Origin of the sequence: Georgenia sp. AZ-5 (assembly GCF_043952095.1) — a bacterium.
GTDB lineage: Bacteria > Actinomycetota > Actinomycetes > Actinomycetales > Actinomycetaceae > Georgenia.
The window spans coordinates 2749231-2776208 of record NZ_JBINOU010000001.1 but is presented as its reverse complement, the minus strand read 5'-3'; the positions used below and the strand labels follow the sequence as shown (position 1 = coordinate 2776208).

Sequence of the window (26978 nt, the reverse complement as noted above, 5' to 3'; positions counted from 1 at the left end):
GCCAGGGGTGTCAGGACCCCGCGCTCCAGCCGGGCCCCGTGACGTCATTTCCGCCTGGCCGTGGGCGCTGCCCGTCATGTCCCCAACCGGTATCCCATGCCCCGCACCGTGATGACCACCGCCGGGTTCGTCGGGTCGATCTCGACCTTCTTCCGCAGGCGCCGGATGTGGACGTCGACGAGGCGGATGTCCCCGAAATAGTCGTAGCCCCAGACCCTCTCGAGGAGCTCCTCGCGGCTCAACACCCGGCCGGGCGTGGAGGCGAGCTCGCTGAGGAGCCGGAACTCGGTCTTGGTCAGGTCCAGGGGCACCCCTGCCTTGAGGACCAGGCCGTTGTGCGGGGCGATGTCGAGGTCACCGACGATCACGTTGCGCTGGGCCGGGGAGGCGGCGGACCGCCGAAGCAGGGCGCGGATCCGGGCCGAGAGTTCCTTGGCGACGAACGGCTTGGAGATGTAGTCGTCCGCGCCGGCCTCCAGCCCGGCCACCACATCGTGGCTGTCCGACCGGGCCGTGACCATGATGACCGGCGCCTCACTTGTTCGCCGGATCTCCCGGCAGATGTCGAAACCGTCCCGGCCGGGCAGCATGAGATCGAGCAGGACGACGTCGAAGGACCGCTGGCCGAGCAGGGCCAGGCCTTCCTCACCCGTGGCCGCCTCGTGGACCTCCATGCCCTCGGCGCTGAGGGTGAGGTTGACGACCCGGCGTATCCGCGCGTCGTCCTCGATGATGAGCACCATCCGCCGCACCCTCGCAGTCTCCGCCCCGACCGGCGCCAGACGCCACCCTTGGCCCCGCTGTCCGCGCCTTGCGCCAGCCGACGGTCGCGGCCGCCGCGCGCCGGAGCCCGGACCCGGAGGCAGCCTCGGGGTTGTAGCGAATCTGCCACCTGCGCGTCACGAACGTGACGCGCAGGTGGCGGTCCAGGGACGTTCCGCCTCGGGTGGCTTCCCGTGCTCGCGGACCCGCTCGGCGCAGGCGCACGGTGGTGACGGCCGCAGAGTTCGATCCGCGAACCGGCCGTCCACTGCAGGAGAGAGATCATGGCACTCAAGGACCGGACGTCCGGACGCCTCGCCGCGGCCGGCCTCGCGGTGGCCGCAGCCCTGGCGCTGGCCGCCTGCGACGAGGACGACACTGCCGGCCCTGAGACGGGTGCCGACGCAGGCACCCAGGAAGGGGCCGACGCCGTCGTCGACCCGTACGTCGGCCCGTACGACACGCCGTTCTACAGCGACATCAACTCATATTCCGGTCAGGAGGTCACCGTCTCGGGCGACGTCGACGAGATCGTGTCGGCCACGGCGTTCACCATCGCCGGGACGGAGGACACCGACGTCGCGCCGCTGCTGGTCGTCAGCACTACGGAGGTCGGCGGGCTCGAGCCGGACATGACGGTCTCCGTCACGGGCACGGTCCATGAGGCCTTCGACCTCGCCACGCTGGAGGAGCAGGCCGGGACCGACCTCGACGACGAACTGTTCGACGTGTGGGACGGGGAGCCGTACATCGACGCCAGCAGCGTCGACACGTCCGTCGCCTCGGACCAGTAGCCGTGCGCGCTTCGACCCTCTGGACCAGGCGCGCCCGCCACACGCGGACGCGCCGGTGGCCGGCCGGCCGGGCGCGACGGCCCGCCGCGCCGCGGGTGTGGCGGGCCGCGACCCTGGTCGCCGCAGGGTTCGGCATTCCGCTCTTCGCGGCGGTCAACACCATCTGGCTGGACTGGTCCCGGCAACCGGCGATCCCGGGGGAGGGCACACGATGAACCTCGTCGGCCCTACGCGCGTTCGGTCGACCCTGGCAGGCGGGTTGTGCTGCGCCGCGCTGATGCTTGGCGGGTGCTCCTTCCTCAACCCGATCAACACCCTGGAGGAGTACGCCCCCGGCGACGGCGTCCGGCTCGACCTGACCGAGGACGTCACGGCCGAGAACCTGATGGTTCTCACCCGCGGTGCGGGTGCGCCGGGGCACCTGCTCGGGGCGATCGACAACGGCGCCGTCGAGGATGTCGTGGTCACCGTCGTCCTCGGCGTGGACGGGCCTGCCATCCGCGTGGAGGTCCCCGCCAACGAGCTGGTCAACTTCGGCGACACCCAGGTCATCGTCCCAAGCGTCGACGAACCCCCCGGCGCCACCCTCACCTCCGCCATCTGGGCCGAGGGAAGCGACGTCTACCCCGTCTACATCCCCGTGCTCGACGGCACGCTGCCGCCCTACGACCGGTACCTCGACCGTCACTGAGCAAAGAAGGCAGCTGACGGGAGAACCGGACTCACGGTTTCACCAATCTGGATCGGAGTTTGACATGCGTACCATCCGAAACCGAGCCCTCGCCGCCCCGTTGGCTGTGGCCGCCGTTGTTGCGCTGGCCGGATGCGCCGACGACAGCGCCGGTCCCGATCAGGGCACCGACGTCGAGGACGTCGGCGAGGCCGATCCCGACGAAAACGACCCCGGCGCCGAGCTCGTCGGTCAGACCGTGACCGTCAGCGGTGAGGTCAGCGAGATCGTCGACCAGGGCGCCTTCCGCATCGGCGGGGACGACCTTGGCGGCGACTCGGTGACGGTCATGAGCTCGACGGGCAACTTCCAGGACATGGGCGCGGACATCGCCGAGAACATGGTGCAGGACGACACCGTGCTCCAGGTCACCGGCACCGTGCGCGAGTTCAACCTCGCCGACCTCGAGGAAGAGTTCGGCGTCGACTACGACGACGAGGTCTACGAGCAGTTCGAGGGCGAGGTCGTCATTGTGGCGGACCAGGTCTCGACGCTAGCGGGGGAGGGCATCACGATCGCCGGTGAGGTTACCGCAGTGCTCAGCACCGTGGCGTTCCAGCTGGCCGGTGCCGGCTGGACCGTGGTCGTCCTGGACGCCCAGCACGCTCAGGTCGACAGCGGTGACTACGTCCAGGTTCAAGGCACCGTGCGACAGCTCGACCTTGCCGAGCTGGAGGAGGAGTTCGGCCTGGACCTCGACGACAAACTGTACGAGGCGTACACGGGTGACCTTGTGCTCGTGGCCGAGAAGGTCACCGCGGCGGAGCCGGTGACCGAGCCGACCCAGTGAGGGACCCGGTGCCCGGTGGTGAGTCGGTGCACCACCGGGCCGTCCCGAGCCGGCGCCGACCAGGGCACGAGTGAGAGGCTGCCGGATGAGTGCGAGGGTCAAGCGGACGCTGGTGCGGGCGGGTTCCGTGCTCCTCATGGTGGTCATGGCCGTCCTGGTGTACGGGGTGGCGATCGAGCCACGGCTTGTGCTGGACGAGCGGCGCTACCGGGCGAAGCTCCCGGAGCTGGGGCAGCAGTGGGCGGGAACCCACATCGCCGTGTTCTCCGACCTGCAGGTGGGCATGTGGTGGGACAACACCGCCATGGTGGAGCGCGTCGTTGACCGCGTCGTCGACGAACGGCCCGCGGCGGCCCTGGTGGCCGGGGACTTCCTCTACGGCGACAGCCCGAGCATCTCCCAGCAGTTGAACACGGTGGTCCGGCTTCTCCAGACACTGCGGACCGCGGGGATCCCTACCTTCGCGGTCCTGGGCAACCACGACTACGCCGTCGGCGGCGCGGACCCCCTCACGGCGGCTCTGCGCGACGCCGGGGTGAGGGTCCTGCACAACGGGGCGGCCCGGATCCCGGCGCCCCACGGGACGACCGGCGAGCCGCTGTACGTCGTCGGGCTGGCGCCGACGCGGCCTGGACTCACCGACATCGACAAGGCCCTGGCCGCGCTGCCCGCGGACGCGGCGAGGGTCGTTCTGATGCACAACCCGACGGCGTTTCCCCGGCTCCCGGCGGGCACGGCGCCGCTGGCCCTGGCCGGACACACCCACTGCGGCCAGGTGGCGGTGCCCGGTCTTCCCCGGTGGTCCTACCTCGGGCTCACGGAGGAGGAAGAGGTTGTCGCGGACGGGTTCGCACCCACGGCCTACGGGCAGCGGGGCAACGTCCTGTTCGTCACGTGTGGCATCGGGTTCAGCCTGGTCCCGGTGAGAATCGGCGCCGCCCCGCAGCTCGTCTTCTTCGAACTCGCCGTGGGCGACTGACCGGTAGACCTTGATGGGAAAGGGCGACCACGTGACCGGCGGCGAGGCACCATCCGCGCCGCGACGGTCTCCCCATGCGGCAGGGCGCGATCAGGCCATCCGGAAGACGTCCGGCGGTGCGAAGGAGCTCGACGGTGCCGGCCGGTTCGGTGGCCTGAACCTGGTGGGCCTGGTGGCCGTGGTGCTGGGCGCGCTGCCCTTCCTGACGTTGCTCGCCCTGGTCGAACAGCGGTGGCCGCCGTTGCGTGAGCTCGACACAGCGGTCGCGCAGGGCCTCAACGACCTCATCGCGCCACACCCGGTGGCGGTGCAGGCGCTGGGGATCGCCTCCGAGGCCGGAGGCGGTGCCACGGCGGGCTTCATCATGGCCTTGGCCGTGCTGTGGCTCCTCATCCGCCGGCAGCGGCGCCTGGCCGCCTACGGCGCAGTCACCGGCATCGGCCTCGGCGTGCTGGTGCCCATCAGCAAGGCGCTCATCGGCCGCTCCCGACCCGAGGTGCCGCTGCGGGTCGTGGAGCTGCCCACGAACGCCAGCTTTCCCAGTGGCCATGCCATGGCGTCGGTCGTGGTGTGGGGGGCACTGGCTCTCGTGGGGCTGTCGGCGCTGCCGCCCTGGCGTCGCCGCCTGCTCCTCAAGGCCGCCGCCCTGCTCGTCGCCATCGTGGGGTTCACCCGCTTGGCTCTGGGTGTCCACTTCGTCTCCGACGTCCTGGCCGGCTGGGCGCTCGGCACGGCCTGGCTCGCGGTCACCACGGCGGCGTTCCGCCGGTGGCTGCGCTACCGCCACGACTCAATCACCCCGGTCGGGCTGGGCGAGCGACCGTCCCTGGGAATGCGGATCGCGCCGCGCGACGAAGCCGCCCTCCCCGACGGTGCCCGGTCGGCCGCTCGGATCGCCCTGGCCGGCGTCGGCACCCTGCTCCTGGTCATCGGACTCGGCCTGCTGGTCACCGGACCGCTCGCCGAGACGGCCGTGGGCCGGTGGGACCGACAGGTGGTGCAGACGGCTCTCACGCTGCGCTCGCCCGAGCTCACCGAGGTCGTCGACGCGATCAGCATGCTGGGCGGGCTCTGGGCGATCGTGGCAACCACGGTCGCCGTGGCGGTGCTGGCGAACGCCTACCGGGGCAGCTGGCGGCCGGTGCTCTTCGTCTTGGCCGCCGTAGCGGGCGAGGTGCTGATCTACGCAGTCGCCAGCGAGGTCATCAGCCGCGCCCGGCCCGACGTGCAAGACCTCACCGCCGGCCTGCCCGCCGCAGCCAGCTACCCGTCCGGCCACGTCGCCGCCACCACCGCCGCATACGGAGCCCTGTGCGTCTTGCTGCTCTCCTACTTCCGCGGTAGCTGGCAGTGGGCAGTGGTGGGTGTGGTCGTACTGCTTATCGCGGCAACGATGGCGTCCCGTATATACCTCGCGGCTCACTATCCGACGGACACCCTCGCCGGGCTGCTCCTCGGCCTCCTCTGGCTGTCCGGGCTCCGCCACCACCTGCGCGTCACCAGAGCAGAGGCGCCCGAGATGCCCAAGACCCGGGTCGGCGGCGCATCGTAGAGAGTCCCCATGCGGCCGGCCGGCCGCGTCACCACAGATGGAGAAACGACATGTCCAGGACACCTCACCGACCCCTTGCCACCGCACTGGCCACGGCCGCCGCCACAGCGCTGGTCGGCTGTTCACAAGGCGGCACCGATCCCGACCAGGACACCGACGCCGGCGCTGAGCGCGAAGAGACATCTGCCCCCGAGGCGGAGCCCGAGGACGACAACGGCCGGTACGACGGACCGTACGACTCGGAGTTCTACGACGCCCTGGGCGCCTATGAAGGCGAGGAGGTCACGGTCATCGGCGAGGTCGCCGAGGTTGTTTCCCCTACGTCGTTCACGATCGCCGGCACAGAAGACACCGACGTCGGACCGCTGCTCATCGTCAGCCTCGAGGCCACCGGCGGCCTCGAACAGGACATGGTCGTCTCCGTCACCGGAACCGTCCACGACGCCTTCGACATCACCGCCGTCGAGGAACGTTTCAAGACCGACCTGGACGACGACCTCCACCAGGCCTGGAGCGGTGGCCCGTACATCGAAGCGATCGTCATCGACCTGTCGCCGACTTCGGACCACTAGGGCGTGTCTCTTAATGCCTTGAGCCAGATGGTGATCGCTCGCAGGACGACGCCGCCGCGGTAGGTCAGCGCGAGCTTGTCGTAGCGGGTGGCCAGGGCGCGCCACTGCTTGAAGACGTTGAAGGAGCGTTCGACGACGTTGCGCCGCTTGTAGGCCTCTTCGTCGTAGGTGACGGGCCGGCCGCCCTTGGACCCGCGACGTTTGCGGTTGGCGATCTGGTCGGAGCGTTCGGGGATGACGGCCTGGATGCCGCGCCGGCGCAGCAGCGCCCGGTTCGCCCGGGAGGAGTAGGCCTTGTCGGCCAGGGCCCGCACCGGCGTGGTCCGGGCCCGCCCAGGACCCAGCCGGGGCACTCGCACAGAGTTCATCAGGTGCTCGAACATTGGCGAGTCCCCGCCCTGCCCTGGCCCGAGCACCATCACCAGCGGGCGCATGTTGCCGTCGCAGACGTGGTGGATCTTCGTGCTCAGTCCGCCGCGGGAGCGGCCGATGGCGTGGTCAAGCGGCTCCGCGCCGGGTTTCATGTAATTCGACAGCTCCCCCTGTGTCCCTCGGGAGGTTCGTGGCGTGCTGGTGGGCACGGTTGATCGTGGAGTCCACCGACACCTCCCAGTTGACCAGTCCCGCCGCATCCGCCTGCGCGAGCAGGGCGGTGAGGATCTTGTCCCAGGTCCCGTCGCCGCTGAAGCGGCGGTGCCGCTTCCACACCGTCTGCCACGGGCCGAAGCACTCGGGCAGGTCCCGCCAAGCGATCCCGGTGCGGTAGCGGTAGACGATGCCCTCCACCACCGCGCGGTGGTCCCGGAACCGCCGTCCCCGACGGCCCTCCGAGGACGGCATCAACGGCTCGATCAACTCCCACTGGGCATCCGTCAGCACGGCATAACGTGACACCACCGCAGCGTTTCAGTCCACCGGCCCCACTATTGGGAGACACGCCCTAGCCCTGTCCGCCGGGACCCGGCTAGGCCAGCTGCCTAGGCGGGCTCGTGACGCCTGCTGCTGCCGGCGGGGGAGGCCGAGAAGCTTGCCGCTAGGGCGTGTCTCTTAATGCCTTGAGCCAGATGGTGATCGCTCGCAGGACGACGCCGCCGCGGTAGGTCAGGGCGAGCTTGTCGTAGCGGGTGGCCAGGGCGCGCCACTGCTTGAAGACGTTGAAGGAGCGTTCGACGACGTTGCGCCGCTTGTAGGCCTCTTCGTCGTAGGTGACGGGCCGGCCGCCCTTGGACCCGCGTCCCTTGCGGTTGGCGATCTGGTCGGAGCGTTCGGGGATGACGGCCTGGATGCCGCGCCGGCGCAGCAGCGCCCGGTTCGCCCTGGAGGAGTAGGCCTTGTCGGCCAGGGCCCGCACCGGCGTGGTCCGGGCCCGCCCAGGACCCAGCCGGGGCACTCTCACAGAGTTCATCAGGTGCTCGAACATTGGCGAGTCCCCGCCCTGCCCGGGTCCGAGCACCATCACCAGCGGGCGCATGTTGCCGTCGCAGACGTGGTGGATCTTCGTGCTCAGTCCGCCGCGGGAGCGGCCGATGGCGTGGTCAAGCGGCTCCTCGCCGGGTTTCATGTAATTCGACAGCTCCCCCTGTGTCCCTCGGGAGGTTCGTGGCGTGCTGGTGGGCACGGTTGATCGTGGAGTCCACCGACACCTCCCAGTTGACCAGTCCGGCCGCATCCGCCTGCGCGAGCAGGGCGGTGAGGATCTTGTCCCAGGTCCCGTCGCCGCTGAAGCGGCGGTGCCGCTTCCACACCGTCTGCCACGGGCCGAAGCACTCGGGCAGGTCCCGCCAAGCGATCCCGGTGCGGTAGCGGTAGACGATGCCCTCCACCACCGCGCGGTGGTCCCGGAACCGCCGTCCCCGACGGCCCTCCGAGGACGGCATCAACGGCTCGATCAACTCCCACTGGGCATCCGTCAGCACGGCATAACGTGACACCACCGCAGCGTTTCAGCCCAACGGCTCGACTATTGGGAGACACGCCCTAGGGTGCGGGTCGGTGCACGTGGGCGCGCACCCTCCCCGCGCGCCAGGTGCGCCAACGCGCCCCTGGCAGCACTGAGGTGGCGTCCTGGACGGCGATGATCAGGCCACCGCCGTGACGGATCAGTTCCTCCCACCCCGGAGGGTGGTGGTCGGCGAAGAGACCCGCGGCCAGCATGTCGGGGTCAGCACCCGGCCGACGCTGTTCGATGATGACCCACCGCGGGGCGGTCAGGTCGGCCGTCACGGCGCTGAGCAGGGGCACGTCCAGGTCGGGGCGCCACCGGATTAGGCCGAGCCGGTCAAGCGCCCCCGGGCGCCAGTCGGTGGGCTCACTGAGGGCAACGGCGCCTCCCCCGAGGCCGACGTCTCGTCCGTACAGTCGCCGCCATGTCATGCCTTCGACCCCCTCCCCTCCCGGGAAGCCAGAAATGGCTTCGATGCAGCCGCTAAGCGGGTTGGTTGCCCGCCCCGCCCGGGCAACGGTCCCTGGCCCTGGGGGGCGAGCCGTTCGCCTACGGGAAGCGCCGATCGGTAGGCCGATGCTGGCCCTGTGGCCATCACGCCAGCCGACGCGTCCAGCGTTGCCGCGCCAGGTTGGGCCGGCTTGGGGATGGCCTCGCCGTGGACCTTGATGGCTCCCACGGCTTTCGGACACAGTCGTCCTGCGGAGGCCGCCTGGTGGCGCCACAGTGGCGCCAGTTGGCCATGGGTGACGGCCTTAATCGGTGGCGTTCATCTCAGCGAGCCTGACCGGGCTGACGCTGTTGGCGACGAGGACCAACTCGCCCTGTGAGGTCACGGCTGAGGTCACGGCTGATCAGTAGTACGGATAGACGTAGCCCGCCCCCCAGTACGGCGGTGCCCCCCACCAGCCGTACAAGTTGGGGTAGTAGTCCGGGTCCTGGACGAGCTCGGGGTCATAGGCGGGCACGTCGGTCATCCCTGCACGGTCGCGGTCGACCCAGACCCGCTCGGGCTCGATGCGGATGATGACGTCGACGGGGACGAGAAAGTGGTGCTTGCCGAGGCCGAGGAATCCACCGGAGCCCACCCGGAGGAAACGCACCCGCAGCTGCTCGTCGTCGATGAGGATCTCGTCGACCGTGCCGATCTTCTCGTCGTCCGTAGTGACGATGTCGCGGCCGCGGACGTCCAGGTCGGGGTCGGCGACGGTGTGGCGGGTCTCCGAGACCGGTACCAGGTTGGCTCCGGGGCGCGTCTCCATCATGGTGCTCCTTTGAGTCATGGCCCGACCGGGCCAGCCTGTGGCTTGCCCAACCACCCTCGCCCTTGCCGGTGCCCGCGGGCACCCCCTGGCGGCGACGACGGCCGGAACGTCACCGGACCGTCACACCGGTGTCATGTTCGTGACGGGGAGGGGTGTTGTGGTGACGCGCCCACGCACGCCCTCGCGATGGGCGTCGCTTGGGGGTCTGTTGGGTTGCCGCCCGCACGAGCGCTCCTCAAGCTCGAGACGTTCGACCGGAGGAGGCCGACGGTCCGCGCTTCGTCAGGATGCGCGGAGGCGTCGCCACCGGCGGCTGGATGAACGGGGCCACGGGACTGTGGAAGGGGACCCTCGGCTCCTACGTGCCGGTCGTGCCCGTGGCCGCGGGCCAAGACGACTGGACGGTCGGCGTGCTCGTGGGGTTTGCAAACATCGCCGTCCTCCTTTGGCAGTGCGACGGCGCCGGCCGCGTCACAGGAGCACAATCCGCTTGTCGCGGGCAGCCTCGTGGCATCCGGGCTCGGGATCGCGGTCGTCGGCGTTCTCGCCGGTCTCCCGCCGCTGGCCGGGCGTCGCCCTCGCTGTGTTTGGTCTGGGCGCGCGGCTCTTACAGACGCTTGGACCCGCCGTGGGCCGCCGATGCGGTCGGAGCGAACGAGCGCGGGGACGCCATCGCCGCGGCCGGCTCGCATCGAGACGAGCCTGGTGTACCTATGGGAGTGGCTCCCGGGTCAGTGCTCGAGCGTGTGCCGGTCGACGTCCAGAGCGTCCGCGACCCTTGCGTGGTATGTCACCCCCTCGGAGCCCTGGGGGAGTTGCTGGGGCCGATGGGCCGGCTCCGATCGGAACGCTACCTTCACGGCGCTCAAGTGTCGGAACGTGCCGGTGTTAGGGGATACGGCGGCCACCTGGGTAGGTATGGGAGTTCCTGCACGTATCCTGCACGCCGGTACAGACATGCCCCGGAACCGCTGGGGTCCGGGGCTTCCGTGGCTCCCGCGACTGGACTCGAACCAGTAACCGTCCGATTAACAGTCGGATGCTCTGCCAATTGAGCTACGCGGGATCGCGAGATAGGACTCTAGCAAACATTCCGGGCTGCCCCGGACCGAGAGTCCCCGTCCCGGGGCTTATGTGGGGAGCCCCACAGCCGCGCGCACCCGCCGCTCCAGGGCGTCGATGAGGCGGCGCTCCTCCGCGTCGCCGTCGAGCCGGCCCTGCACCGTAAGCTGGGAGAACAGCTCGCCGTTCTCGTCGCGCCGGACTTGCGCCCGCACGAGCGCGCCGCTGGCGGTCTCCGCCGTCTCGGTGTGCACGACCGAGGACTGGACCCGCTCGCGAAGCGCGGTGGTGAAGCGCTCGAAGTCCTCCGACGCCGTGGCCAGCACCAGGGGTGCCCGGGCGCCGTCCACCCAGGTGATGGTCAGCCGTCGGGCCTCGCCGTCCCAGCTGCCGTGCTGGATCTCGTGCCACGGGTGCCGGCCCCGGACGCCGTCGGCGTCGGCCACGACGAGGGCGCCGGGGGAGACGACCGCCCACCTCCCGTCGGCGAGCTCCGCGGAGGCGAGCACCTGGACGGTGACGTGCGACGCGACGTCGCGCGGCAACTTCGTGCGGCGGCCGAAAATCATGTGGACCACGGTAGTCCGGTCCGGCACGGGTAGGCTGGACGCCGCCGCAGCACCCAGGTGCGCGGCGCGCCCCTGTAGCTCAGCTGGTCAGAGCAGCGAACTCATAATTCGTCGGTCGCGGGTTCAAGTCCTGCCGGGGGCACCGGTGTTTGTGGAGGTCAGCGCCTCGTGGCGGGGCTCTCGCCGGCCGCCGCCTCGTCGCTAGTCCGCAAAAAGTGCGGGCGCCGCACCGCCCCGTGGGGGGCGGGGGCCACCACAGTTCATCGGCCAAGAAGCGGAAATCCGCCGCGGTGCCGGCATCAGCGGGCCCGGGCAGGCACCGTGACCAACGTCGAGCCGCAGCTGCCGGAGAGCAGCGAGCTGAGCGCGTCCCGCTCGGCGGCGTTGATGCTCAGCCGCCACCGATACTTCACCTGCACCCACTCGATGGCGTAGGTGCAACGGGCGGCGCTGCGCGGCGGCAGCCATGAGGCCGGGTCCTGGTCGCCCTTGGACTGGTTGATGTTGTCCGTTACCGCTACGAGAGAGGCGTCGAAGCCCAGGTCGTTGGCGAAGCGTTCGCGGTCGTAGGCGGACCAGTTCCGTGCGCCGGACTCCCAGGCCTCCTTGAGGGGCACCATGTGGTCGATGTCGACGTCACTGGCCAGTGTCCAGCTGGCGCCGTCGTAGTAGGAGTACCAGCGGCCGGAGGAGACCGAGCAGCGGCTCGAGCTCGTGTAGGTCGGCGTCACCTGCGACTCCCATATCAGCACCTCGTGCCGGGTGTTCTGGCAGTCACCGTTGTTGTCGATCCAGTGGTTGAAGTAGTTGCGGTCGTAGGTGGTCGAGCCGCCCTCGCTGGCCACGGTGAGCGAGCCGAACAGGTCGGCGGCCGTGGTCGTGGCCGCCTGCGCGGGCGCCAGTAGGAGGGCGGTCAGGAGCGAGGCGAGGAAGGCGGCGACTGTGAGTCGAAGACGGTGCATGGCTTTTTGGGTCCCCCAGGTATTGGATGCAGGGAGCACGCTATTGGGAAACCGGTGCCGGTGGGGCAAACTATTCGTTTCGGAACGAAGAACAGTTGGTCACCGACAGCTATGCGCATAGTTGCCGTGAGCGATGGGTGATTGTCCTCGTGGAATCGGTTTGCATCGTCGCTTCCGATGCTGGGGACCTCGCCCTCATCGGCTTACCGGCGGTCGCAAGGCTCTGCACTGTCGCGCTGGGGAAAGATGGCTAGTCAGCGGCTGTAGAAGTAGCCCCAGTGGAGCGCATCTCCGAGGTTGTAACAACTGAATCCCGGACGCAACTTCGGCGGCGAGCTGCTCCATCTGTTCGTCGTGGCTCTTTCCGACGCCGAAGCCGCCCCGCGTGCCGTCCTGGATCAGGCCTCGGAACGGGGTCAGCGCGCATTTCTCGATCTGCTCGCGGGTGTAGAGGTCGCCCAGCGCTTCGTACGGTCGATGGGGCCCAGGTAGGCCGTACTCGGCCATGTGGTTCGCGTATCGGCAGTTGAAGTAGTGCAGAGCGAAGACCGCGTTGAGCACGTCCTCTGTCCGGTCGCCGCAACCATCTCCGCCTGCCGTCGCCGGCGACGTTCCCGGTTAGGTTCAATCCGGATTCGCGCCGCGTCGAGCTCCTGCTGGTAGCGCTCGCCCGGGAAGCCGGGAAGCCGGGAAGCCGGGAACCGTGGCGCGGAGCCTCTCGAGCACCGCTGCGCGGTCGGCGCGGGAGGGGAGGGTGTCGCCCCGCGGATACGCAGAGTAATACTGGCATAAGGCCTGCCTATTAGCGGTCTCGGAGCTATTCTGCGGATTTCCCCGGCGGCGGCAGCGGAAGGCAGGATGGGCGTCATGACAGGCACGGTCATTCTGGCTCGCCACGGGCAGTCGACCTGGAACCGCGATCACCTGTTTCAGGGACAGGCTGACCCGGCGCTGACGGACCTGGGACGCGAGCAGGCCGTGGAATTGGCGCGGGCGTGCAGTGGCCTCGGCGTCACGGCGGTGGCCTGTTCCGACCTGCTCCGAGCCCAGGAGACGGCGACGATCGTGGCCGCCCTGCTGGGCCTGGCAGCGCCGCAGCGGATCACCGATCTTCGGGAACGGTGGAGCCGGACACTGACGGGCCTCTCCCAGGATCAGATCGAGGAGCGGTATCCGGGGTGCCTCGCCGCGTGGCGGCACGGGCCGGCCACCGGGCTGCCGGGCGACAGTGAGCCGTTCGGCGCCTTCGCCGTCCGGGTGGAGCGAGGCCTGCGGGCGGCGGCCCGTCTGGGCCCGACGGTGCTCGTGGTGGGGCATGCTGGCCTGTTCCGCGTGGTCGGGCACCTGTGTGGGAGCGGCGTGGACGCCGCCGTCGCCAACACCGATGGTCGTCAGCTGACCGTGACGGCGGGCGGCTTCACGGATGAGGGCGATCCCTTCGCCGGAGCGGCCTTGCGGCCCCGCACCGGTATGGGCCAGTTGTGAGGACTCGCTCAGGGGTGTGCTGCCCCGTCGACGGTGAAGACCGCCGAGAGCACGTGCCGTCGGCGGGCGGCCACCTCGGCCAGCAACGACGGCGCCTGGTCCAGGTCGAGGACGTCGGTGACCAGGTGGCGACGGATGTCGTCGCCACGGGCACGGAGCAGGTGCAGCGTCTCCGCCGAGAGCCGCTGGCGGTCCCAGCTGAACCCCAACCCTCGGGGTACTCGGCCGATCTGGGCGCAGCGCAGGGTGAGCCCGTTGTGGTGGAACTCTTCGCCCAGCCGTACCTCGTCGGCGCCGTGGGTGTAGAACGCGAGGTCGATCACGGTGCCCTGAGGGCGCAGCGCCCGAAGGGCGGTGGCCAGGGCGTGGGGTCGGCCGCGGCACTGGAAGGCCACGTCGGCCCCGTGGTCGCCGGGCCCGTGGCGCCAGCGGGTCTTCAGGGTCAGCGCCGGGTCGCCGTCGGCGTCCAGGGCCCAGAAACCCAGCGTCTCGGCGAGACGTCGCCGCCGCGGGTCGGCGTCGACGACGGCGACCTCCTCGGCACCGAGCTCGGTCGCGAATAGGGCGGTCAGCAGCCCAATAAGACCCGCGCCGGTGACCAGCACGTGTCGTCCGCGCACGCCCTGCCCCAGAGACGTAACGGGGTGCACGGCGTCGGCCGCCGCGTGCAGCAACCCGTTGGCGCAAATGGGCCCCAGGTGTGCGGCATACACCCCGAGCACGGGGTCCAGGTCGTCGGGCAGCGGCACGACGTGCTCCGTGACCGGGTCGGAGACGTGCGCGGTGGCGTGCCCGTACGCGGAGGCGACGAGGTCACCGACGGAAAAGGCGTCCGTGCGGCTCACGGCAACGCGGGCCACCTCCATGTATCCCAGGCGTCGCACCGGGTACCCCGAACCGGCCGCGCGGGAGACGAACAGGCCCAGCTCGGGGTCCAGCTGGGAGTGCAGCCCCGGGTGGTCCCCCTTGACGAAGGTGAGCTCGGTGCCCGCGGACAAGCCTGTCGCCACGGTCTGCAGCAGCAGGCCGCCTGCCGGCACCGGTGGGAGCTCCTCCTCGACCAGCTCCACCCGTCCGGGTTCGTGGACCACCAGGTTGCGTCGTCTCATGGCGCCTCACCAAGGGATGCGGACAGCAGTACGGGCACACCGGTGCGGGCTGATTGGGCGACGGCGCAGCTGAGCCGATGACTGCGCACGGCCTCGGCGTACGGTGCCCGGGTCTCCTCTCGCTCGCCGCGGACGGCCTCGACGAACTCCCGGTCCACGGTTACCTTCGGGTCCTCAGCGGGCACGCACTCCCGACGTGAGCTCCCGTCGTCGAGGACCATGCCGGTCTCCGACAGTTCCAGCACGAGCCCCGAGCTGAACGTGTGCAGGGCGGCACGGTGCTTGGCGCGCAGCAGGGACGTGGCCGCCAACGTCGCCACCGCTCCGGAGCCGAACCGCACGGTGGCCGCCGTCGCGTCGTCCACGTCGCCGGAATTCTCCGCGACGGCCGCGTCCGGCACTGTCTGGCGAACGCCCGCGGCGAAGACCTCGACGGGCTCCCCGAGCAGCACCCGGGCAAGGTCGAGCACGTGGGTGAGCTGCTCGACCACCTGCCCGCCGGAGCGCTCTGTGTGACCCCACCAGCTGACCGGGGGACGCTTGTCCAGCCAGTAGCCGGTGGCCAGGTAGGGCGGCGCGTCTGCCAGCATCTGCTGTGCCTCGGGTATGACGTCGAGGCAGCGCCAGTGGTACCCGGTTCCTGTCACCACGCCCGCCGCCGCCACTAGGTCCGCCAACTCCTCCGCTGTGGCCAGGTCCGCCGCCACGGGCTTCTCCACGAACATCGGCAGCCCCCGGGCCAGGACCTCCTTCTCGAGGGCGCCGTGGGCGAAGGGCGGCACGCAGATGTAGGCGGCGTCGATCCTGCCGTGGTCCAGCGCGTGCTCGGCGGCGGTGAACGCGGCGGCATCGCACTCCCGCGCCAACGTCTCGGCCGCCTGAGGGGCCGGGTCGGCGACGGCCACCACCTCTACGTCGTCCAGCCCGGCCAGCACGGCCGAGTGGCGCCGGGCCACCGACCCCGCGCCGATGAGTGCGATCCGGGTGGTCATCGGGCCTCCGTCAGCAGCCGGTCGTAGAGCTCCAGGTACCTGGCTGCCATCACCGCCGGGGTCCAGGCGGCGGCGGAGGCTCGGCAGGCCTCCCGGTCCAGGCGTTCTACCAGGGCGAGGTGCTTGACCAGCCCGTCCTCGTCGTCGACGAGATATCCGGTCACGCCGTGCTCGACGAGGGAGGGAAGGACGCCCAAGGGGGTGGCCAGCACCGGGACTGCGCGGGTCAGCGCTTCCACGACGCCGGTGGCGCCCGGCTCGGCCCACCGGTTCGGCACCAGCAGGACGCGCGCCGACTGCAGCAGCTGCTCTTTGGCCAGGCCACTGACGCCACCGATCCACCGCACCTGCGTGCCGTCGAGCAGCGGGGCGACCCGGTCGACGAAGAAGCGCACGTCCGGGTGCTGCTCGAACTGCTGGTCGCCCTCGGTGAGACGGCGTTCGAGCTCCTGCGGGTCGTTGATCCCGGCCACAGGCCCGGCCAGCACCAGGGGGACGCCGGCCCGCCGGCAGGCCCGAGCCGCCACGTCCTGACCCTTGTCGGCCGTGATCCGGGCCAGGACGAGGGCATGCTCGCCCGGTTCGACGGTGATGTGAGGCGGTGGCGGTACCGCCAACGGCACCACGCCGAGGGTCTGTGAGCGCAGCCGCTCCGGGGCGCGGTCCAGCTGGGACTGCGAGACGGCGGCGAACGCGACCCGGCCCCCACCATCGAACATCGTGTAGAAGTCCGCGTGCTTGCGCAGGTCCCAGTGCAAGGTCTGCAGGGTCGGCGGGGCGCCGCGGCCCATCGCCGCGAGCACCGCGGGACCGACGACCTCGAGGTGGTCGTGCACCAGATCTATCGACGGGTCGTCGCGCAGCGCCGCCACCACACCGTGCATGTGGGCGTGGGCTATGCCAGAGACCTGGTTGTAGGGGGCGGCGATCGAGCGGAACCGCGGCTCGTCCAGCGGGCGGACGTAGCCGTCGGCCTCGAGATCGCTGGGGCCGACCGTCGCGAGGATCACCCGCACGCCCGCCCGCCGCAACTCTGGGACGAGGGTCGCGACGACGGTCTCGATGCCGCCGTACCCGGGCGGGGGCACGGGCAGCCACGGCCCTACGTTGAACAGCACGGTCGGCGTCACGCCCACTCCCTCATCCGTCGGTGCAGGTACTCGGGCACCTCTACCATTGCCGGCCGCTCGGTGACCCGGACATCGTGGGTCTGGGGCAGGAAGGCGGAACCCTGCCGCGTGAACTGCGTCATGGTCATCTCCGGCTCACCGGTCAGCAGGGCCCGGCCGTGCCGGTGCAGCCGGGAGAGCATCGCCAGCTGCACCTGAGCGGCCATCCGGCCCAGCGCCGCGTCCGAGGAGTTGCGGTGCGCGCGGTGCCCAAGGTCGACCTGCGCCATCGCCCCCAGGCCGACCTCCTCGACGACGTCGATCAGCATGCCGATCTCGACCCCATAACCTGACACGAACGGGATGCGCTCGAGCAGGGTGCGTCGGGCGGCGTACTCCCCGGCCAGGGGCTGGACGAACCCGGCCAGCGTGGGCCAGTGCAAGTTGATCAGCGGGCGGGCGACGAGCTCGGTGACCCTTCCGCCACCGGCCGGGAGGACCCGTTCGCCGGTGTGCAGGGCACGGTCGTAGAAGGCCTTGACGAAGGCGATGTCGGGGTCGGTGAGCAAGGGGCCAAGCAGGCCGACGACGAACTGCTCGTCGAACTCATGCAGATCCGCGTCGACGAACACGACGATGTCGCCGCCGGCCACGAACAGCGACTTCCACAGCGCCTCCCCCTTGCCCGCGAGATTGCCGATCCGGGGCAGGACCTCGTCCTGCTGCGCCACACGCGCACCCGCTCGCCGCGCCTCGGCGGCCGTGGCGTCCATCGAGCCCGAGTCGATCACCACCACCTCGTCCACCAGGGGCACCGCCTCGACGAGCTCGCGGCGCAGTGTCGCCACGATGGCCCCTACCGTGGCCTCCTCGTCCCGGGCCGGTAGCACCACGCTGATGCGGTCCCCGCCTTTGAGGTCCACGAGCCGGTGGCGGCTCCAGTCCACCCCCGCTGATGTCCGCTGCTTGAACCAGGCCTGTACGGATGGGCGCACCGGGACTCCTCCTCCGTGCCGATAGTGCCGCCGGATACCTGTGGGAGACAGGGGGCGATCGTGAGACCGAACGTGTGTCTGCTCGTGAGCGCCCTGGTGACCGCGGCGAAGGTGGCCGTGTCAGGACGTCATCGGGGTGATCCTGCTGCTGGCAAGGGCGATCGTGACGGCGGGGGACCTCCTCGCGTCGGTGGCGACTCGTCACGGGCGATGAACCCGAACCCGTTGTCCTCGGTGAATCAATTCCTCAGCCCACACCATGCGTGCCCCTCACACGCGGTCGGCGAGCTCGCCGGTGCCGGTAGGGGCGCAGCTCGCGCAGCAGTACACGGCGGGGTCGACCCGGACGCCGTGGCCAGGCGGATCCGGCACCCGCAGTTGGCCGCGGTTGGGGCCATGGCTTGGGCGGCGCACTCGACGCTGTCGAAGACCCCGGTCCGCTCACCCGGGGTGACGGATCGGGTCGTCGTAGTCGTTGCCGCACGCCTGGCAGGCGGCCACGGCGCTCACCCGCCGGTCAGGCGCTGGGCGAGCAGGGCCTTGGCCTGCTCGGCGCCCTTACGGCTCTCCTGCTGGGCCTTGCGGAAGAACTCCGCGAGCTCGGTGTCCCCGTCCCGCTCGGCGTCGGCGATGTAGGTCTCCAACCGCAGCGCGTTGGACAGGCACGCCTCGGTGAACCACAGCAGGTTGTAGTCCTTGTCCTTGGTCCCGGTGACCTCACCGGTCTCGGTGTGAGCCTGATCCGACATGGTGTCTCCTCTCGGTGGTGTGACCGGCGCCACTTTACGGGCCCCGGCGCGGCGGCGTGCCCCGACCGCGGCACGAACTCCCTGCATTTTGCGGAGGTGGTGCGCCCGGCGGTGACGCGCCAGTCACCGCCGGGGTCGCGACAGAGCTCGGGAGAAGGGCGCACAAACCCAAGAGCTGGGGCAGGGAGAGGTTGCCTCGTCCGGCGCACCCCGTGACCACAGATCGGAGGTGCGGTCGAAGGGGTCGGGGGCGCCGATGAGGGCGTGCCACTGCACGAGGGGGTGGACCGTCCGGCCGGTGGTGTCAGCGACGTGCGCCCAGGTGGCGGGTGTGGCGTGGCCATCCCAGAAGTCGACGGGGTAGAGAACTCGGGCATAGGCGCCGTACCCGGCGGGGGCGGTGCCGGTGACGCTACCGAGCGGCCCGGTCAGGCGCCGTTGGAGCCAGGCCCCGGGGGCGGGGTCGTCAGGACACGGGCGCGGTCAGTCCACATGCGCCTCATCGTGGCAGCGGGATGGCCGTCCCGTCCTCACCCTGGACGGTGCCAGGGAGTGGTGACTGGAGGGTGGCGGGGTGGTGAAGGTCGGCGCGGGGTGGGTGGCTGCGGTGGCGACGACTTGAGGAGGGTCTTGCGCCCGCGGAGCGACAGTGGTGCCGGCCGATGAAAGCAGGACGGGCGCGGTCCCCGATCGGGGGCCGCGCCCGTCCATCGAGCTCAGAGGGCCGTGACGACCTCGTCGAAGGCAAGGCGGGGGAGGCGGTCCCTCCACGCGTTCTCGGCGGGCTTGCCCATGTTGATGGCGACGAGCACGCGGTGGCGGCCGTCCGGGAAGAACTCGCGGGCGATCGCGTCGGCGTCGAAGCCGGTCATCGGGCCGGCGGCGAGGCCGGCCGCGCGGATGCCGATGATCGCGTAGCCCACCTGAAGGCCCGTGTTGAGCTCGGCCGTGCGGGCGCGCGACTCGTCGTCGCCGGCGAACATGTCGCGGGCGCCGGGGAAGTGCGGGAAGGTCCGCGGGAGCTCCTCGTGGAAGTCGATGTCCGCAGCCAGAAGGGCGGTGGCGGGGGCGGCGGCCGTCTTCGCCCGGTTGCCCTCGGCCATGTGGGGGAGGAGGCGCTCCTTGGCCTCGGCGGATCGGACGACGACGACGCGCAGTGGCTGGGTGTTCATCGACGTGGGTGCCCACTTGACGAGTTCGAAGATGGCGGCGATCTGCTCGTCGGTGACGGGCTCGTCCGTGAACGCGTTGGCCGTGCGGGCCTGGCGGAAGAGCAGGTCCTGCGCGTGCTCGTCGAGGAGGAGCGCGTCCCGGGTCTGGTGCTCAGCGGTTGCAGTCACGATTGGTTGAACCGGTGACCAACGCGTGGTGTTTCCGGGTCGGGCGTGGGTCGGGTCACACGTCGGGGACGTCAGACGTCCTGTTTGAGCGACTGGTCCTCGTCGGGCAGTGTCTGGGCGTCTGGCTTCCTGGAGGAACTGTCGGCGGTCGTGGTCCCAACGGGACCACCGGAGCCGGCCCCGACCCCACCGCGAGCGTGGCTTTGGGAGCCGTTCTCGAACTCATCCTGATTATCGCCAACGTCGGCACAGCCGTGGTGCCGTATGCGGTCTTCAAGCGGTATAGCGAAGGGCTAGCTCTGGGCTACGTCGCAGCGCGTCTCGTCGAGGGCACGTTCGTCGCCATCGGGATCATCAGCCTTCTCGCGTTCCTGTTCATGCGGCAGGAAGGCACGGCTGCGACGGACCTCGCTCTCGGCGAGGCTTTCGTCGCGATCTATGATCGGGCCTTCCTGATCGGGCCAGGCTTCTTCGCCGGCGTCGCGAACGGAATGATCCTGGGCTACCTGATGTATCGGTCCGGCTTGGTGCCGCGAGGCATGGCGATGTTGGGGCTCATCGGAGGTCCCCTGGTCGCCGCCTCGGGAGTCGCCGTCATGTTCGACGTGATCGAGCGTGGGTCCGCGCTGCAGGGCGTCGCGACGATTCCGGAGTTCATCTGGGAGTTGTCGTTCGGTATCTACCTCATCGTCAAGGGATTCAAGCCGTCTCCGATTCTGGCTGGGGTAGATAGCGGACCTGCCGGGGGCGCGAATTCGTAGTCGGCCGTAGCAAGCGAGGTCCTAGTGTTGCGTGTCGTTAGTTATTAGGCGGTTGATATTCACAGCAGCTCGACTTCTGCCGGCGGGAGTGGCAGAGGTCAATCTGGTCATGAGCGCAAGGACCATGGTCAGTGAATGATCAGTGGCGGGTGCTGAGCGCTCCTCAGGGCTGGACGAAGCATGATGGCCGGACACCGGGACACCGCGATGGGCGAGGTTTCAGCGGTCTCCTAAAGCGGGTGTCGGCAGTTCGAATTTGCCCGAGGCACGACTTACGTCGTAGGTCAGGCCCGGCAAGTGCTCCCGGCCTCACCACGGTGCACAACTGGGACGCCCAAGGCATGCGGGCAACCGAGAGCCACGACACGGTGTTCCACGCCTCCGTGGCGCCATCGGAAGCGCAGCGGGCTTCTACCCCGACGGTTGCAGGTCCGAGTCCTGCCGGCGGCGCCGGTCCGGGTGGTCTGCTGGTCGGCCAGCGGGACTTTGGATCCCGTGCTCGCAGGTTCGATTCCTGCGCTCGGCGCCATGCCGGCATACTCAGATGGCCAGAGCGTCCGCCCCGTAAGCGGAAGGCGCCACCGGTTCGATCCCGGCAGCCGGCTCCATGCATTTTCGCGGCTCACCTCTCGGCGGCCACGACGGCGTGGACGGCGGCTCCCCGAGGTGGATCAGCCGACTGTGTGGCGAAGCGGCGACGGCTCCGCTCGCGGGCCTTCTCGCCCTCGACCTCCCTGTCCTTGGGCGGCGCGGCGGTGACCAGGGAGTCGAGCAACTCCTGGGTGGCCACGGCGACCCGTTCGACCGCCCGGTCGAACGCCTCGTGGTTCGCCTGGGACGGCTTCGTCATGCCGGCGACCTTGCGGACGTACTGCAGCGACGCGGCGCGCACCTCGTCCGTGGTGGCGGGCGGGGTGAAGTTGTGCAGAGGGTGAATGTTTCGGCACATGTCGCCCAGCGTGCCACGGCGCCGCACGCTACTGAAGGGGGTCGAAAGGGACGACGGCGGAGCGGATCTTCTCGGCCTCCCAGGCCCAGGCCCAGGCCCAGGCCCCCGCCGTCGGTCGCCGGTCGAGGCACGGCACCGGTCGCCGCGATGGAGGTGGAAGCCCTTGGTCGCCGGAGCACGGGCTCGTCGGCGAGGAAGACGGGAACGTCGGCCCCGCGGGTCAGGCGGGGCGGCGCTCCGCCTGGGAGAGCTTCACGACCCAGTTCGGGGTGGGCCGGCCCAGCCGCTTGTCGACGGCGACCTACGTCAGCCGCCTCCTGACAAGCTCGGCGCCCGCGACCGTGCCCAACTCGTCGTCCTCGCCTACGAGACCGGCCTCGTCACCCCGGGTCCTTCTGAACTTCTCGCGCACGGACACTTGCACGCATGGCCGGGGATGCCTCGCCTCGGCGACAAGGGACTGCAGCTGGCGGTGTGTGCAGCAAATCAGCGCATGTCATGACGGCAGACTCGGTGGCATGTGTGCCGCTACGCGAATGTTCAGCCTGATGCCGACCTGATCGACGCCTTCAGGGTCTAGGACGTGCGCGATCCGGAGCTGGAGCCGTGGAACGTGGCGCCGCAGCAGAACGTGCGGATCGTGCTCGAGCGGCTGAAGACGGAAGAGCCGGAGGAGCCGGCACATCGTCAGCTGCGCGTTCGGTAATGCAGATCGGCGGCGCGGCGCAACAACCCGGGGCCGGTGCCGGGACCGTGGATGATGGGCTCGTGCGTGCACTTCCACCGGCTGCTGAACCGCTCATGGGTGTCGTGCCCGGAAGCGGGCCCGCGGTGCGCATCGCGATCCTGGGTGAATCCACTGCCGCTGGTACCGGTTCGCCCACCCATGAGACGTCAATGGCTGGTCACCTTGCTCGGGCGCTGCATGAGCGAGACGGACGCGAGGTGATGTGGCGGGTGCTGGGCCGCAACGGCGCCACCGCGCGTCGGGTGACCCGAGAGCTGGTGCCCCGGATCATCGAGGATGGCTGGACCCCTACGCACGTCGTGGTGCTGATCGGGATGAACGATGTTCAGCGCACGTGGCGACGGCGGACCTGGGAGCGCCACATCGGGACCCTGCTCGGCGACCTCGCCCGTCGCTGCCCGGACGCGCGTGTGATCGTCAGCGGGTTGCCCGACCTGCACGGGATCCCTGCTCTGGCCCGGGGCCTGCTGCCACTCCTCGTGGCCCGTGCTCAGCGTATGGCCGCGGTCACGCATGCAGCCGCCCGAGCAGCAGGGGCGGTCTATGTACCGATCGACCACATTGAGCTGACCGGTGACTTCCTGGCCGCCGATGGGATGCATCCCTCACCGGAGGGGTATCGCCGGTGGGCCGCCGAGGTCGTGCCCTTCCTCGTCAGCCGTTGATCACGCCGGTTCCCCCTCTTGCATCAGTTCCGGTACGAGCGCCGCTTGCTCAAACGATCTGGGTGCCGGGCTGCGTCGGCAGGCGGCGCTCTTGGCGTGACGCACCGTTCCAGAGAGGGGAGGCACGCGAGCACGACGGTGGATGACGTACTCGGCCACGAGGTTGATGACCCACGCCGCTCCCGTGAGGACGCTCTGGGTCTTGATGTCAGGTGGGCCGGAGAGGATTTCAGGCCCCGATCAATGCTGGGATCAAAGGATCAGCAGTCGCCCCAAGAAGAAGGGGCAGCCGCTTACTCATCCAAGTCCGCACTGAGTCCGCAATAAATCGGAAAGCTACTGGAGGGGACCAGAGACGTCCGGGTTGTTTTTCGCTGGTCAGGCAGCAGACTACGCTTCTGACCAGAGCCGATACGGGGCGCTGAATCCCCTCATGATTCGTCGGTCACGGGTTCAAGTCCTGCCGGGAGCGCGGGACTTCTGCCAGGTCAGTGCCTCGCGCGGGGGCTCTCGCCGGCCGCCGCCTGGCCGCTAGTCCCAAAAAGTCCGCAACCTGCGCCGTCCGCTATGGTTCGGCCATTCGCCGCGAGCTTCCTCGTACTCGTCCGGGTCTTCGGACGAGTGCTTCCCTTGGTGCTCCAGCTGCGGAGCAAGGGCGGCGCCGCGCCGTTGATCCGGTTCGCGACGTCGTTGAGGGCGGTGTCGAAGAGCCCGGAGTGGACGTCCGGGGTCATGGCTGCGGTCGGGCTGGTCCTCGCCGCGCAGGTCCCGGCCTTGCGAGTCATCACGGTGCACGAGGACCGCTAGTCCATCGGGTCGGTGGCGTAGTCGCGGGCGAGGGTGACGGCTTCGTCCAGGTCCCCGGTGGTCGCGTTGGCGGTGGGCTGGTCGCCGACGGGGTCGGTGAGGGCGACGGAATAGACGCGTCCGGCGGGGGTGGTCTCGGCGTGGAGGCTGATGATCCGGTCGGTGCTGGGGATGGCGTGGTCGTGGTCGGTGCTGGTGGCGGCGAGGTGGCGTCCGGCTTCGTTCAGGGCGTCGAGGGTGCGTTCGAGCTCGTCCTCGGGGCGGGGGGCGGCCATGGTTTTGAGGTTAGGGGCTCGTTACGGACGAGCGGGAGGGGTTGTCCGCATGGTGACCCATCCCCCCGGCGGTGATTCCACGTCCGGAGTGCCAGCCCTCACGTTCGCTGCTGCCTACGTCCGTGGTGTCGGTGGCCAGTTCGCCGATACCGCTCGCGTGTAGTCGTCCCTCACGCCGCAGCAGCGGTAGAGCCGCCTCATCCTTGGCGAGATCGAGGTGGCCGTCGTCATCGGCGCGCGGAGCGTCCTTGATGGTGTCCTTGTCGTACGGCACCCGATCCCGTCAGTGACTCCCACGCAGGCGGGCCTGCCCGCCTACGGCGCCAGTTGTCGGGAGCCGTGCATATTCCTCTCAGAGTGCAGGCGCGCGAGCGGCCTCCTGCATGCGCAGCAGCCCATGAGCAGGGTGTCGAGGCTTCAGGGCCGCGGCGGACAAAGCCCGGTCGAGCAAGCAGCGGAGGGTTGCCCCAGGCGGGCCATCCGCTCAGACTGGTCTGACGGATGGGGCGGGGATCCTCGGCGCGGAGGGATTCGGGCGCACGGTCCGCGTCGGAACAACACCTCCCGAGAGGAACCTCCCAATGCACCTGTTCCGGAAACCCGCTGCGCACATCGCGGTCATCGGCTTCGTCGCCTCGCTGCTAGTGGTGTGGCCAGAACCCGCGATGGCCCGGATGGCGCCGGAGACGCTCGCCGATCGCGAACCCGTGCGGGCCGGTCCGGTGGAACCCGGCTTCCCGATCGACTACCTCGGCGTGCTTTGGGACGCCGCCGGCGGCGATGACAACGCGGCGGCCGCCGGCGCCACCACGCCCCACGGGGAGGTTCGCTTCCGCACGGGCGGCGGATGGGGACCGTGGATTCCTTTGACAGGGGACGGCCTTGAAGACGACGGCCAGTGGGCGAGCGCCCTGATGCCGGGAGGCGGCGCCGATGCCTACCAGGTGCGAGGCATCCCGCCCGAGGCGGTCGACCCGCAGGCGGTGCCGATCAACACCACGAGCGGGCCGCTCGTGCAGGTGGGGGAGCAAGCGGGCGGCGCGGCGCGGGCGATCGACTCTGCCATGTGCCGGTCCCGCGCTGACTGGGGCGCCGACGAGACCCTGCGCCTGGGCGCCGACGGCGATGCGAAGTGGCCACCGGAGTTCCATGACACCCAGGTGATGACCGTTCACCACACCGTCACCAGCAATGACGATCCGGACCCCGAGGCCACCGTTCGGGCGATCTACCGGTACCACGCGGTCGACCGGGGCTGGGGCGACATCGGCTACCACTATCTGATCGACGAGGCTGGTGTCGTCTACGAGGGCCGATGGTCGGGCACGACGAGCGCGTCGTGCGAAGGCGCCGTGGGCGCCGACGGCTCCGACTTCGCCCATGAGGACGGTACCGACCGCGTGGTGACCGCAGCGCACACCGCCGGCCGGAACGCCGGGCATCTCGGCGTCGCCCTGCTCGGGGAGTTCACCGACCATCCCAGCCGCGGTGCCGATCCCACGCCCGGGGCGGTCAACGCCCTGGAGGACCTGCTCGCCGAGCTGGCGCTGCGCCATGGTCTCGACCCCCTGGCCAAGGTCGACTACGTGAACCCGGTCAGCGGCGGGCGGGCGACGGTCGACACGATCGGGGGCCACCGGGACCATGCGGGCACGGACTGCCCGGGCGAGCGCCTCTACGGTCAGCTTCCCGGCATCAGGGAGAACGTCGCCACCAAGATGGCGATGTCTAGGGACAATGCCCCGAGCGTCCCGGCGGCGGCCCGACAGTGAGTGGAACGGTCGCGGCGATCGGCACCAGGGCCGCGTCGCCCGCATGACCACCGGCCCTCCTGGCCGGACAGTGGCGCGACACCCTCCTCGAACGCCGCAGCGCGACCGTCGGGCAGTAGCGGTCGTCCGCCCCCGCGGGCTACCCCGTCTTCGAACCGGTCACGAGCCGTTGTTGTCCGGCACGGGCGCGACAGACCCGGTTTCATCTGTGGCCGCTACGCGAACTTCCGGCGCCACTCTCCGACCTGATCGCAGGCCTTTCACGTCCAGGACGCGCGCGACCCCGAGCTCGAGCCGTCGTGGAACGTCGCCCCCGAAGCAGAACGTGCGCATCGTGCTCGAGCGGCTGAAGGAGGACGAGCACGGAGGAGCCGCCGCACCGCCAGCTCCGCACGGCGCGGTGGAAGGTCAGGCGCAGGCGGGATCGGCGCCCCGAGCTTCGCGCCGACTTACGGAGCACCCCCAGGGCGGACCTCGTCCTTGCCGGGAAGGTCGGCCTCGGAAATGATTCCGACGAGCCGCTCGCCCTCCACGACCAGCAGCCGATCCAGCTGATGCTTGCGCATCTGCACTATGGCTTCTTCGAGGTCCGCGTCTGGCGCGATCGTGACCAGCTCGCGGGTCTCGATGTCGTTGACCGTGAGGCCGGTGGGGTCACGTCCCTCGGCGACCACCCGAGCAACCAGGTCGCGGTCGGTGATGATGCCGACCAGGCGCTCTCCCTCGACGACCGGGAGTGGCCCGTGCCGGGACTCGACCATCTTCTTGGCCGCGTCGACGATGGTGGTGGACGGTTCGACGGTGATCACGTTCTCCGTCATCAGATCTTTGACCTGTGGCATGACGTCCCCAATCTCCGCGGGCCGGTGAAAAGTCGCTCACCGGCTTCGATTTCTGGGCGACACAAATTTTACCGCCGGCTGCTCAGCGTGCGGTAGGGAAGGGTGTCCGGCCTCCGGCTTCGTGTCGCGCGAGCACTGCTCGTCGCCATCTCGAAGGAGCCGGAGGTGTCGGAGCGGCCCAGAGGGCAGGCAGGGCGAGTGATCCCGCCCCCGCTCGTACGAGAGTCTGGCGGTCAGGGGGCGCCACGGCCATGCCTGACGGCGGCGCAAAAGCAGCTCGATGCCTTGCAGGGGGCGATCCCGCTCCTGGTCGGCACGCTGGTCATCCTGGGTGCTCAGCAAGGGGAGCAGCAGCGCCCCGTCGCCGGGCGGCGGCCGCGGCGCTAGTTCTCACCGGCGCG

Annotated in this window: 29 protein-coding genes and 5 tRNA genes; 16 read left to right on the top strand and 18 right to left on the bottom strand. The window is 70.0% G+C overall.

All coding sequences use genetic code 11. The features are described from left to right. Positions 1–74: 74 nt before the first annotated feature. Positions 75–743, bottom strand: coding sequence for a response regulator (locus ACF0H8_RS13035; RefSeq protein WP_395289327.1), 669 nt, complete (start codon positions 741–743; stop codon positions 75–77). 303 nt (positions 744–1046) lie between these two features. Here ACF0H8_RS13035 and ACF0H8_RS13030 point away from each other — a divergent pair, with 303 nt between their 5' ends. The 6 genes from ACF0H8_RS13030 to ACF0H8_RS13005 all read left to right on the top strand — a co-directional run bounded on the left by ACF0H8_RS13030 (position 1047) and on the right by ACF0H8_RS13005 (position 6179). Further along, positions 1047–1556 carry a hypothetical protein gene (locus ACF0H8_RS13030; protein ID WP_395289326.1) on the top strand — a complete coding sequence of 170 codons (510 nt, stop codon included), beginning with the start codon at positions 1047–1049 and terminating at the stop codon, positions 1554–1556. A gap of 211 nt (positions 1557–1767) precedes the next feature. Beyond that, on the top strand, positions 1768–2247 hold the full coding sequence (locus ACF0H8_RS13025) for a hypothetical protein (RefSeq protein ID WP_395289325.1): 480 nt from the start codon (positions 1768–1770) through the stop codon (positions 2245–2247). A 64-nt stretch (positions 2248–2311) separates the two neighbouring features. Then, positions 2312–3076, top strand: a complete 765-nt coding sequence (locus ACF0H8_RS13020; RefSeq protein WP_395289324.1) for a hypothetical protein — start codon at positions 2312–2314, stop codon at positions 3074–3076. 85 nt (positions 3077–3161) lie between these two features. Next, positions 3162–4055 (top strand): metallophosphoesterase, encoded by an 894-nt coding sequence (locus ACF0H8_RS13015; RefSeq protein WP_395289323.1) that lies wholly within the window; start codon positions 3162–3164, stop codon positions 4053–4055. A 13-nt stretch (positions 4056–4068) separates the two neighbouring features. Next, on the top strand, positions 4069–5607 hold the full coding sequence (locus ACF0H8_RS13010) for a phosphatase PAP2 family protein (RefSeq protein WP_395289322.1): 1539 nt from the start codon (positions 4069–4071) through the stop codon (positions 5605–5607). Positions 5608–5657: 50 nt separating this feature from the next. After that, positions 5658–6179 carry a hypothetical protein gene (locus ACF0H8_RS13005; protein ID WP_395289321.1) on the top strand — a complete coding sequence of 174 codons (522 nt, stop codon included), beginning with the start codon at positions 5658–5660 and terminating at the stop codon, positions 6177–6179. Here ACF0H8_RS13005 and ACF0H8_RS13000 read toward each other — a convergent pair. From ACF0H8_RS13000 to ACF0H8_RS12975, 6 genes are all read right to left on the bottom strand, one after another. Then, positions 6176–7019, bottom strand: a protein-coding gene (locus ACF0H8_RS13000; protein ID WP_395290885.1) for an IS5 family transposase whose coding sequence is annotated in 2 segments (ribosomal slippage) — positions 6176–6689 and positions 6688–7019 — 846 coding nt in all. Because the reading frame shifts where the segments join, the coding sequence is not laid out codon by codon here. The two genes, ACF0H8_RS13005 and ACF0H8_RS13000, sit on opposite strands and share 4 nt — an antisense overlap. A 193-nt stretch (positions 7020–7212) precedes the next feature. Continuing rightward, positions 7213–8110, bottom strand: a protein-coding gene (locus ACF0H8_RS12995; protein WP_395290875.1) for an IS5 family transposase whose coding sequence is annotated in 2 segments (ribosomal slippage) — positions 7213–7773 and positions 7775–8110 — 897 coding nt in all. Because the reading frame shifts where the segments join, the coding sequence is not laid out codon by codon here. Between the two features lie 46 nt (positions 8111–8156). After that, positions 8157–8552, bottom strand: coding sequence for a hypothetical protein (locus ACF0H8_RS12990; RefSeq protein WP_395289320.1), 396 nt, complete (start codon positions 8550–8552; stop codon positions 8157–8159). Positions 8553–8975: 423 nt separating this feature from the next. Beyond that, positions 8976–9386, bottom strand: a complete 411-nt coding sequence (locus tag ACF0H8_RS12985; protein WP_395289319.1) for a PRC-barrel domain-containing protein — start codon at positions 9384–9386, stop codon at positions 8976–8978. Between the two features lie 990 nt (positions 9387–10376). Beyond that, positions 10377–10452: transfer RNA gene (locus ACF0H8_RS12980), tRNA-Asn, on the bottom strand. 64 nt (positions 10453–10516) lie between these two features. Further along, positions 10517–11017 carry a hypothetical protein gene (locus ACF0H8_RS12975; protein WP_395289318.1) on the bottom strand — a complete coding sequence of 167 codons (501 nt, stop codon included), beginning with the start codon at positions 11015–11017 and terminating at the stop codon, positions 10517–10519. A 68-nt stretch (positions 11018–11085) separates the two neighbouring features. On the opposite strand from ACF0H8_RS12975, the gene ACF0H8_RS12970 reads away from it, so the two are divergent. Beyond that, positions 11086–11159, top strand: a tRNA-Ile gene (locus tag ACF0H8_RS12970). 157 nt (positions 11160–11316) lie between these two features. Here the strand turns inward: ACF0H8_RS12970 and ACF0H8_RS12965 are convergent. Continuing rightward, positions 11317–11979, bottom strand: a complete 663-nt coding sequence (locus ACF0H8_RS12965; RefSeq protein WP_395289317.1) for an HNH endonuclease family protein — start codon at positions 11977–11979, stop codon at positions 11317–11319. Positions 11980–12846: 867 nt separating this feature from the next. Here ACF0H8_RS12965 and ACF0H8_RS12960 point away from each other — a divergent pair. Continuing rightward, the gene (locus ACF0H8_RS12960; RefSeq protein ID WP_395289316.1) at positions 12847–13464 is read left to right on the top strand and encodes a histidine phosphatase family protein; all 618 of its coding nucleotides are present in this window, start codon (positions 12847–12849) and stop codon (positions 13462–13464) included. A gap of 8 nt (positions 13465–13472) precedes the next feature. On the opposite strand, the gene ACF0H8_RS12955 is transcribed toward ACF0H8_RS12960, so the two are convergent. From ACF0H8_RS12955 to ACF0H8_RS12930, 6 genes are all read right to left on the bottom strand, one after another. Continuing rightward, positions 13473–14573 carry a zinc-binding dehydrogenase gene (locus tag ACF0H8_RS12955; protein ID WP_395289315.1) on the bottom strand — a complete coding sequence of 367 codons (1101 nt, stop codon included), beginning with the start codon at positions 14571–14573 and terminating at the stop codon, positions 13473–13475. After that, entirely contained in the window at positions 14570–15565 is a 996-nt protein-coding gene (locus ACF0H8_RS12950; RefSeq protein WP_395289314.1) for a Gfo/Idh/MocA family protein, read from the bottom strand. Before ACF0H8_RS12950 ends, ACF0H8_RS12955 begins: the two co-directional genes overlap by 4 nt. Beyond that, the gene (locus ACF0H8_RS12945) at positions 15562–16695 is read right to left on the bottom strand and encodes a glycosyltransferase (protein WP_395289313.1); all 1134 of its coding nucleotides are present in this window, start codon (positions 16693–16695) and stop codon (positions 15562–15564) included. The genes ACF0H8_RS12950 and ACF0H8_RS12945 overlap by 4 nt, the downstream gene beginning before the upstream one ends. Next, entirely contained in the window at positions 16692–17669 is a 978-nt protein-coding gene (locus tag ACF0H8_RS12940; protein ID WP_395289312.1) for a glucosyl-3-phosphoglycerate synthase, read from the bottom strand. Before ACF0H8_RS12940 ends, ACF0H8_RS12945 begins: the two co-directional genes overlap by 4 nt. Positions 17670–18175: 506 nt before the next feature. Continuing rightward, positions 18176–18418 (bottom strand): hypothetical protein, encoded by a 243-nt coding sequence (locus ACF0H8_RS12935; RefSeq protein WP_395289311.1) that lies wholly within the window; start codon positions 18416–18418, stop codon positions 18176–18178. A gap of 716 nt (positions 18419–19134) precedes the next feature. After that, the gene (locus ACF0H8_RS12930; protein ID WP_395289310.1) at positions 19135–19758 is read right to left on the bottom strand and encodes a malonic semialdehyde reductase; all 624 of its coding nucleotides are present in this window, start codon (positions 19756–19758) and stop codon (positions 19135–19137) included. Between the two features lie 14 nt (positions 19759–19772). Here ACF0H8_RS12930 and ACF0H8_RS12925 point away from each other — a divergent pair, with 14 nt between their 5' ends. The 4 genes from ACF0H8_RS12925 to ACF0H8_RS12910 all read left to right on the top strand — a co-directional run bounded on the left by ACF0H8_RS12925 (position 19773) and on the right by ACF0H8_RS12910 (position 21127). Continuing rightward, the gene (locus ACF0H8_RS12925; protein ID WP_395289309.1) at positions 19773–20519 is read left to right on the top strand and encodes a DUF4386 domain-containing protein; all 747 of its coding nucleotides are present in this window, start codon (positions 19773–19775) and stop codon (positions 20517–20519) included. Positions 20520–20896: 377 nt separating this feature from the next. Then, positions 20897–20969, top strand: a tRNA-Arg gene (locus tag ACF0H8_RS12920). A gap of 10 nt (positions 20970–20979) precedes the next feature. Further along, positions 20980–21048: transfer RNA gene (locus tag ACF0H8_RS12915), tRNA-Gln, on the top strand. 1 nt (position 21049) lies between these two features. Beyond that, positions 21050–21127, top strand: a tRNA-Thr gene (locus tag ACF0H8_RS12910). A gap of 14 nt (positions 21128–21141) precedes the next feature. Here ACF0H8_RS12910 and ACF0H8_RS12905 read toward each other — a convergent pair. Beyond that, positions 21142–21468 carry a DUF2277 domain-containing protein gene (locus tag ACF0H8_RS12905; RefSeq protein ID WP_395289308.1) on the bottom strand — a complete coding sequence of 109 codons (327 nt, stop codon included), beginning with the start codon at positions 21466–21468 and terminating at the stop codon, positions 21142–21144. Between the two features lie 583 nt (positions 21469–22051). On the opposite strand from ACF0H8_RS12905, the gene ACF0H8_RS12900 reads away from it, so the two are divergent. The 3 genes from ACF0H8_RS12900 to ACF0H8_RS12890 all read left to right on the top strand — a co-directional run bounded on the left by ACF0H8_RS12900 (position 22052) and on the right by ACF0H8_RS12890 (position 23688). After that, complete coding sequence (locus ACF0H8_RS12900) at positions 22052–22174, top strand: hypothetical protein (protein ID WP_395289307.1); 123 nt, start codon at positions 22052–22054, stop codon at positions 22172–22174. Further along, positions 22174–22881: an SGNH/GDSL hydrolase family protein gene (locus ACF0H8_RS12895; protein ID WP_395289306.1), complete on the top strand. Its 708-nt coding sequence runs from the start codon at positions 22174–22176 to the stop codon at positions 22879–22881. The genes ACF0H8_RS12900 and ACF0H8_RS12895 overlap by 1 nt, the downstream gene beginning before the upstream one ends. Before the next feature lie 567 nt (positions 22882–23448). Further along, positions 23449–23688, top strand: a complete 240-nt coding sequence (locus ACF0H8_RS12890) for a hypothetical protein (protein ID WP_395289305.1) — start codon at positions 23449–23451, stop codon at positions 23686–23688. On the opposite strand, the gene ACF0H8_RS12885 is transcribed toward ACF0H8_RS12890, so the two are convergent. Beyond that, positions 23685–23963, bottom strand: coding sequence for a hypothetical protein (locus ACF0H8_RS12885; protein ID WP_395289304.1), 279 nt, complete (start codon positions 23961–23963; stop codon positions 23685–23687). The genes ACF0H8_RS12890 and ACF0H8_RS12885 overlap by 4 nt on opposite strands. A 10-nt stretch (positions 23964–23973) precedes the next feature. After that, entirely contained in the window at positions 23974–24237 is a 264-nt protein-coding gene (locus ACF0H8_RS12880) for a hypothetical protein (protein WP_395289303.1), read from the bottom strand. A gap of 307 nt (positions 24238–24544) precedes the next feature. Between ACF0H8_RS12880 and ACF0H8_RS12875 the strand changes: the two genes are divergently transcribed. Further along, the gene (locus ACF0H8_RS12875) at positions 24545–25735 is read left to right on the top strand and encodes an N-acetylmuramoyl-L-alanine amidase (RefSeq protein WP_395289302.1); all 1191 of its coding nucleotides are present in this window, start codon (positions 24545–24547) and stop codon (positions 25733–25735) included. 449 nt (positions 25736–26184) lie between these two features. Here ACF0H8_RS12875 and ACF0H8_RS12870 read toward each other — a convergent pair whose 3' ends face one another. Continuing rightward, positions 26185–26556 carry a CBS domain-containing protein gene (locus tag ACF0H8_RS12870; protein WP_395289301.1) on the bottom strand — a complete coding sequence of 124 codons (372 nt, stop codon included), beginning with the start codon at positions 26554–26556 and terminating at the stop codon, positions 26185–26187. Between the last annotated feature and the right edge of the window lie 422 nt (positions 26557–26978).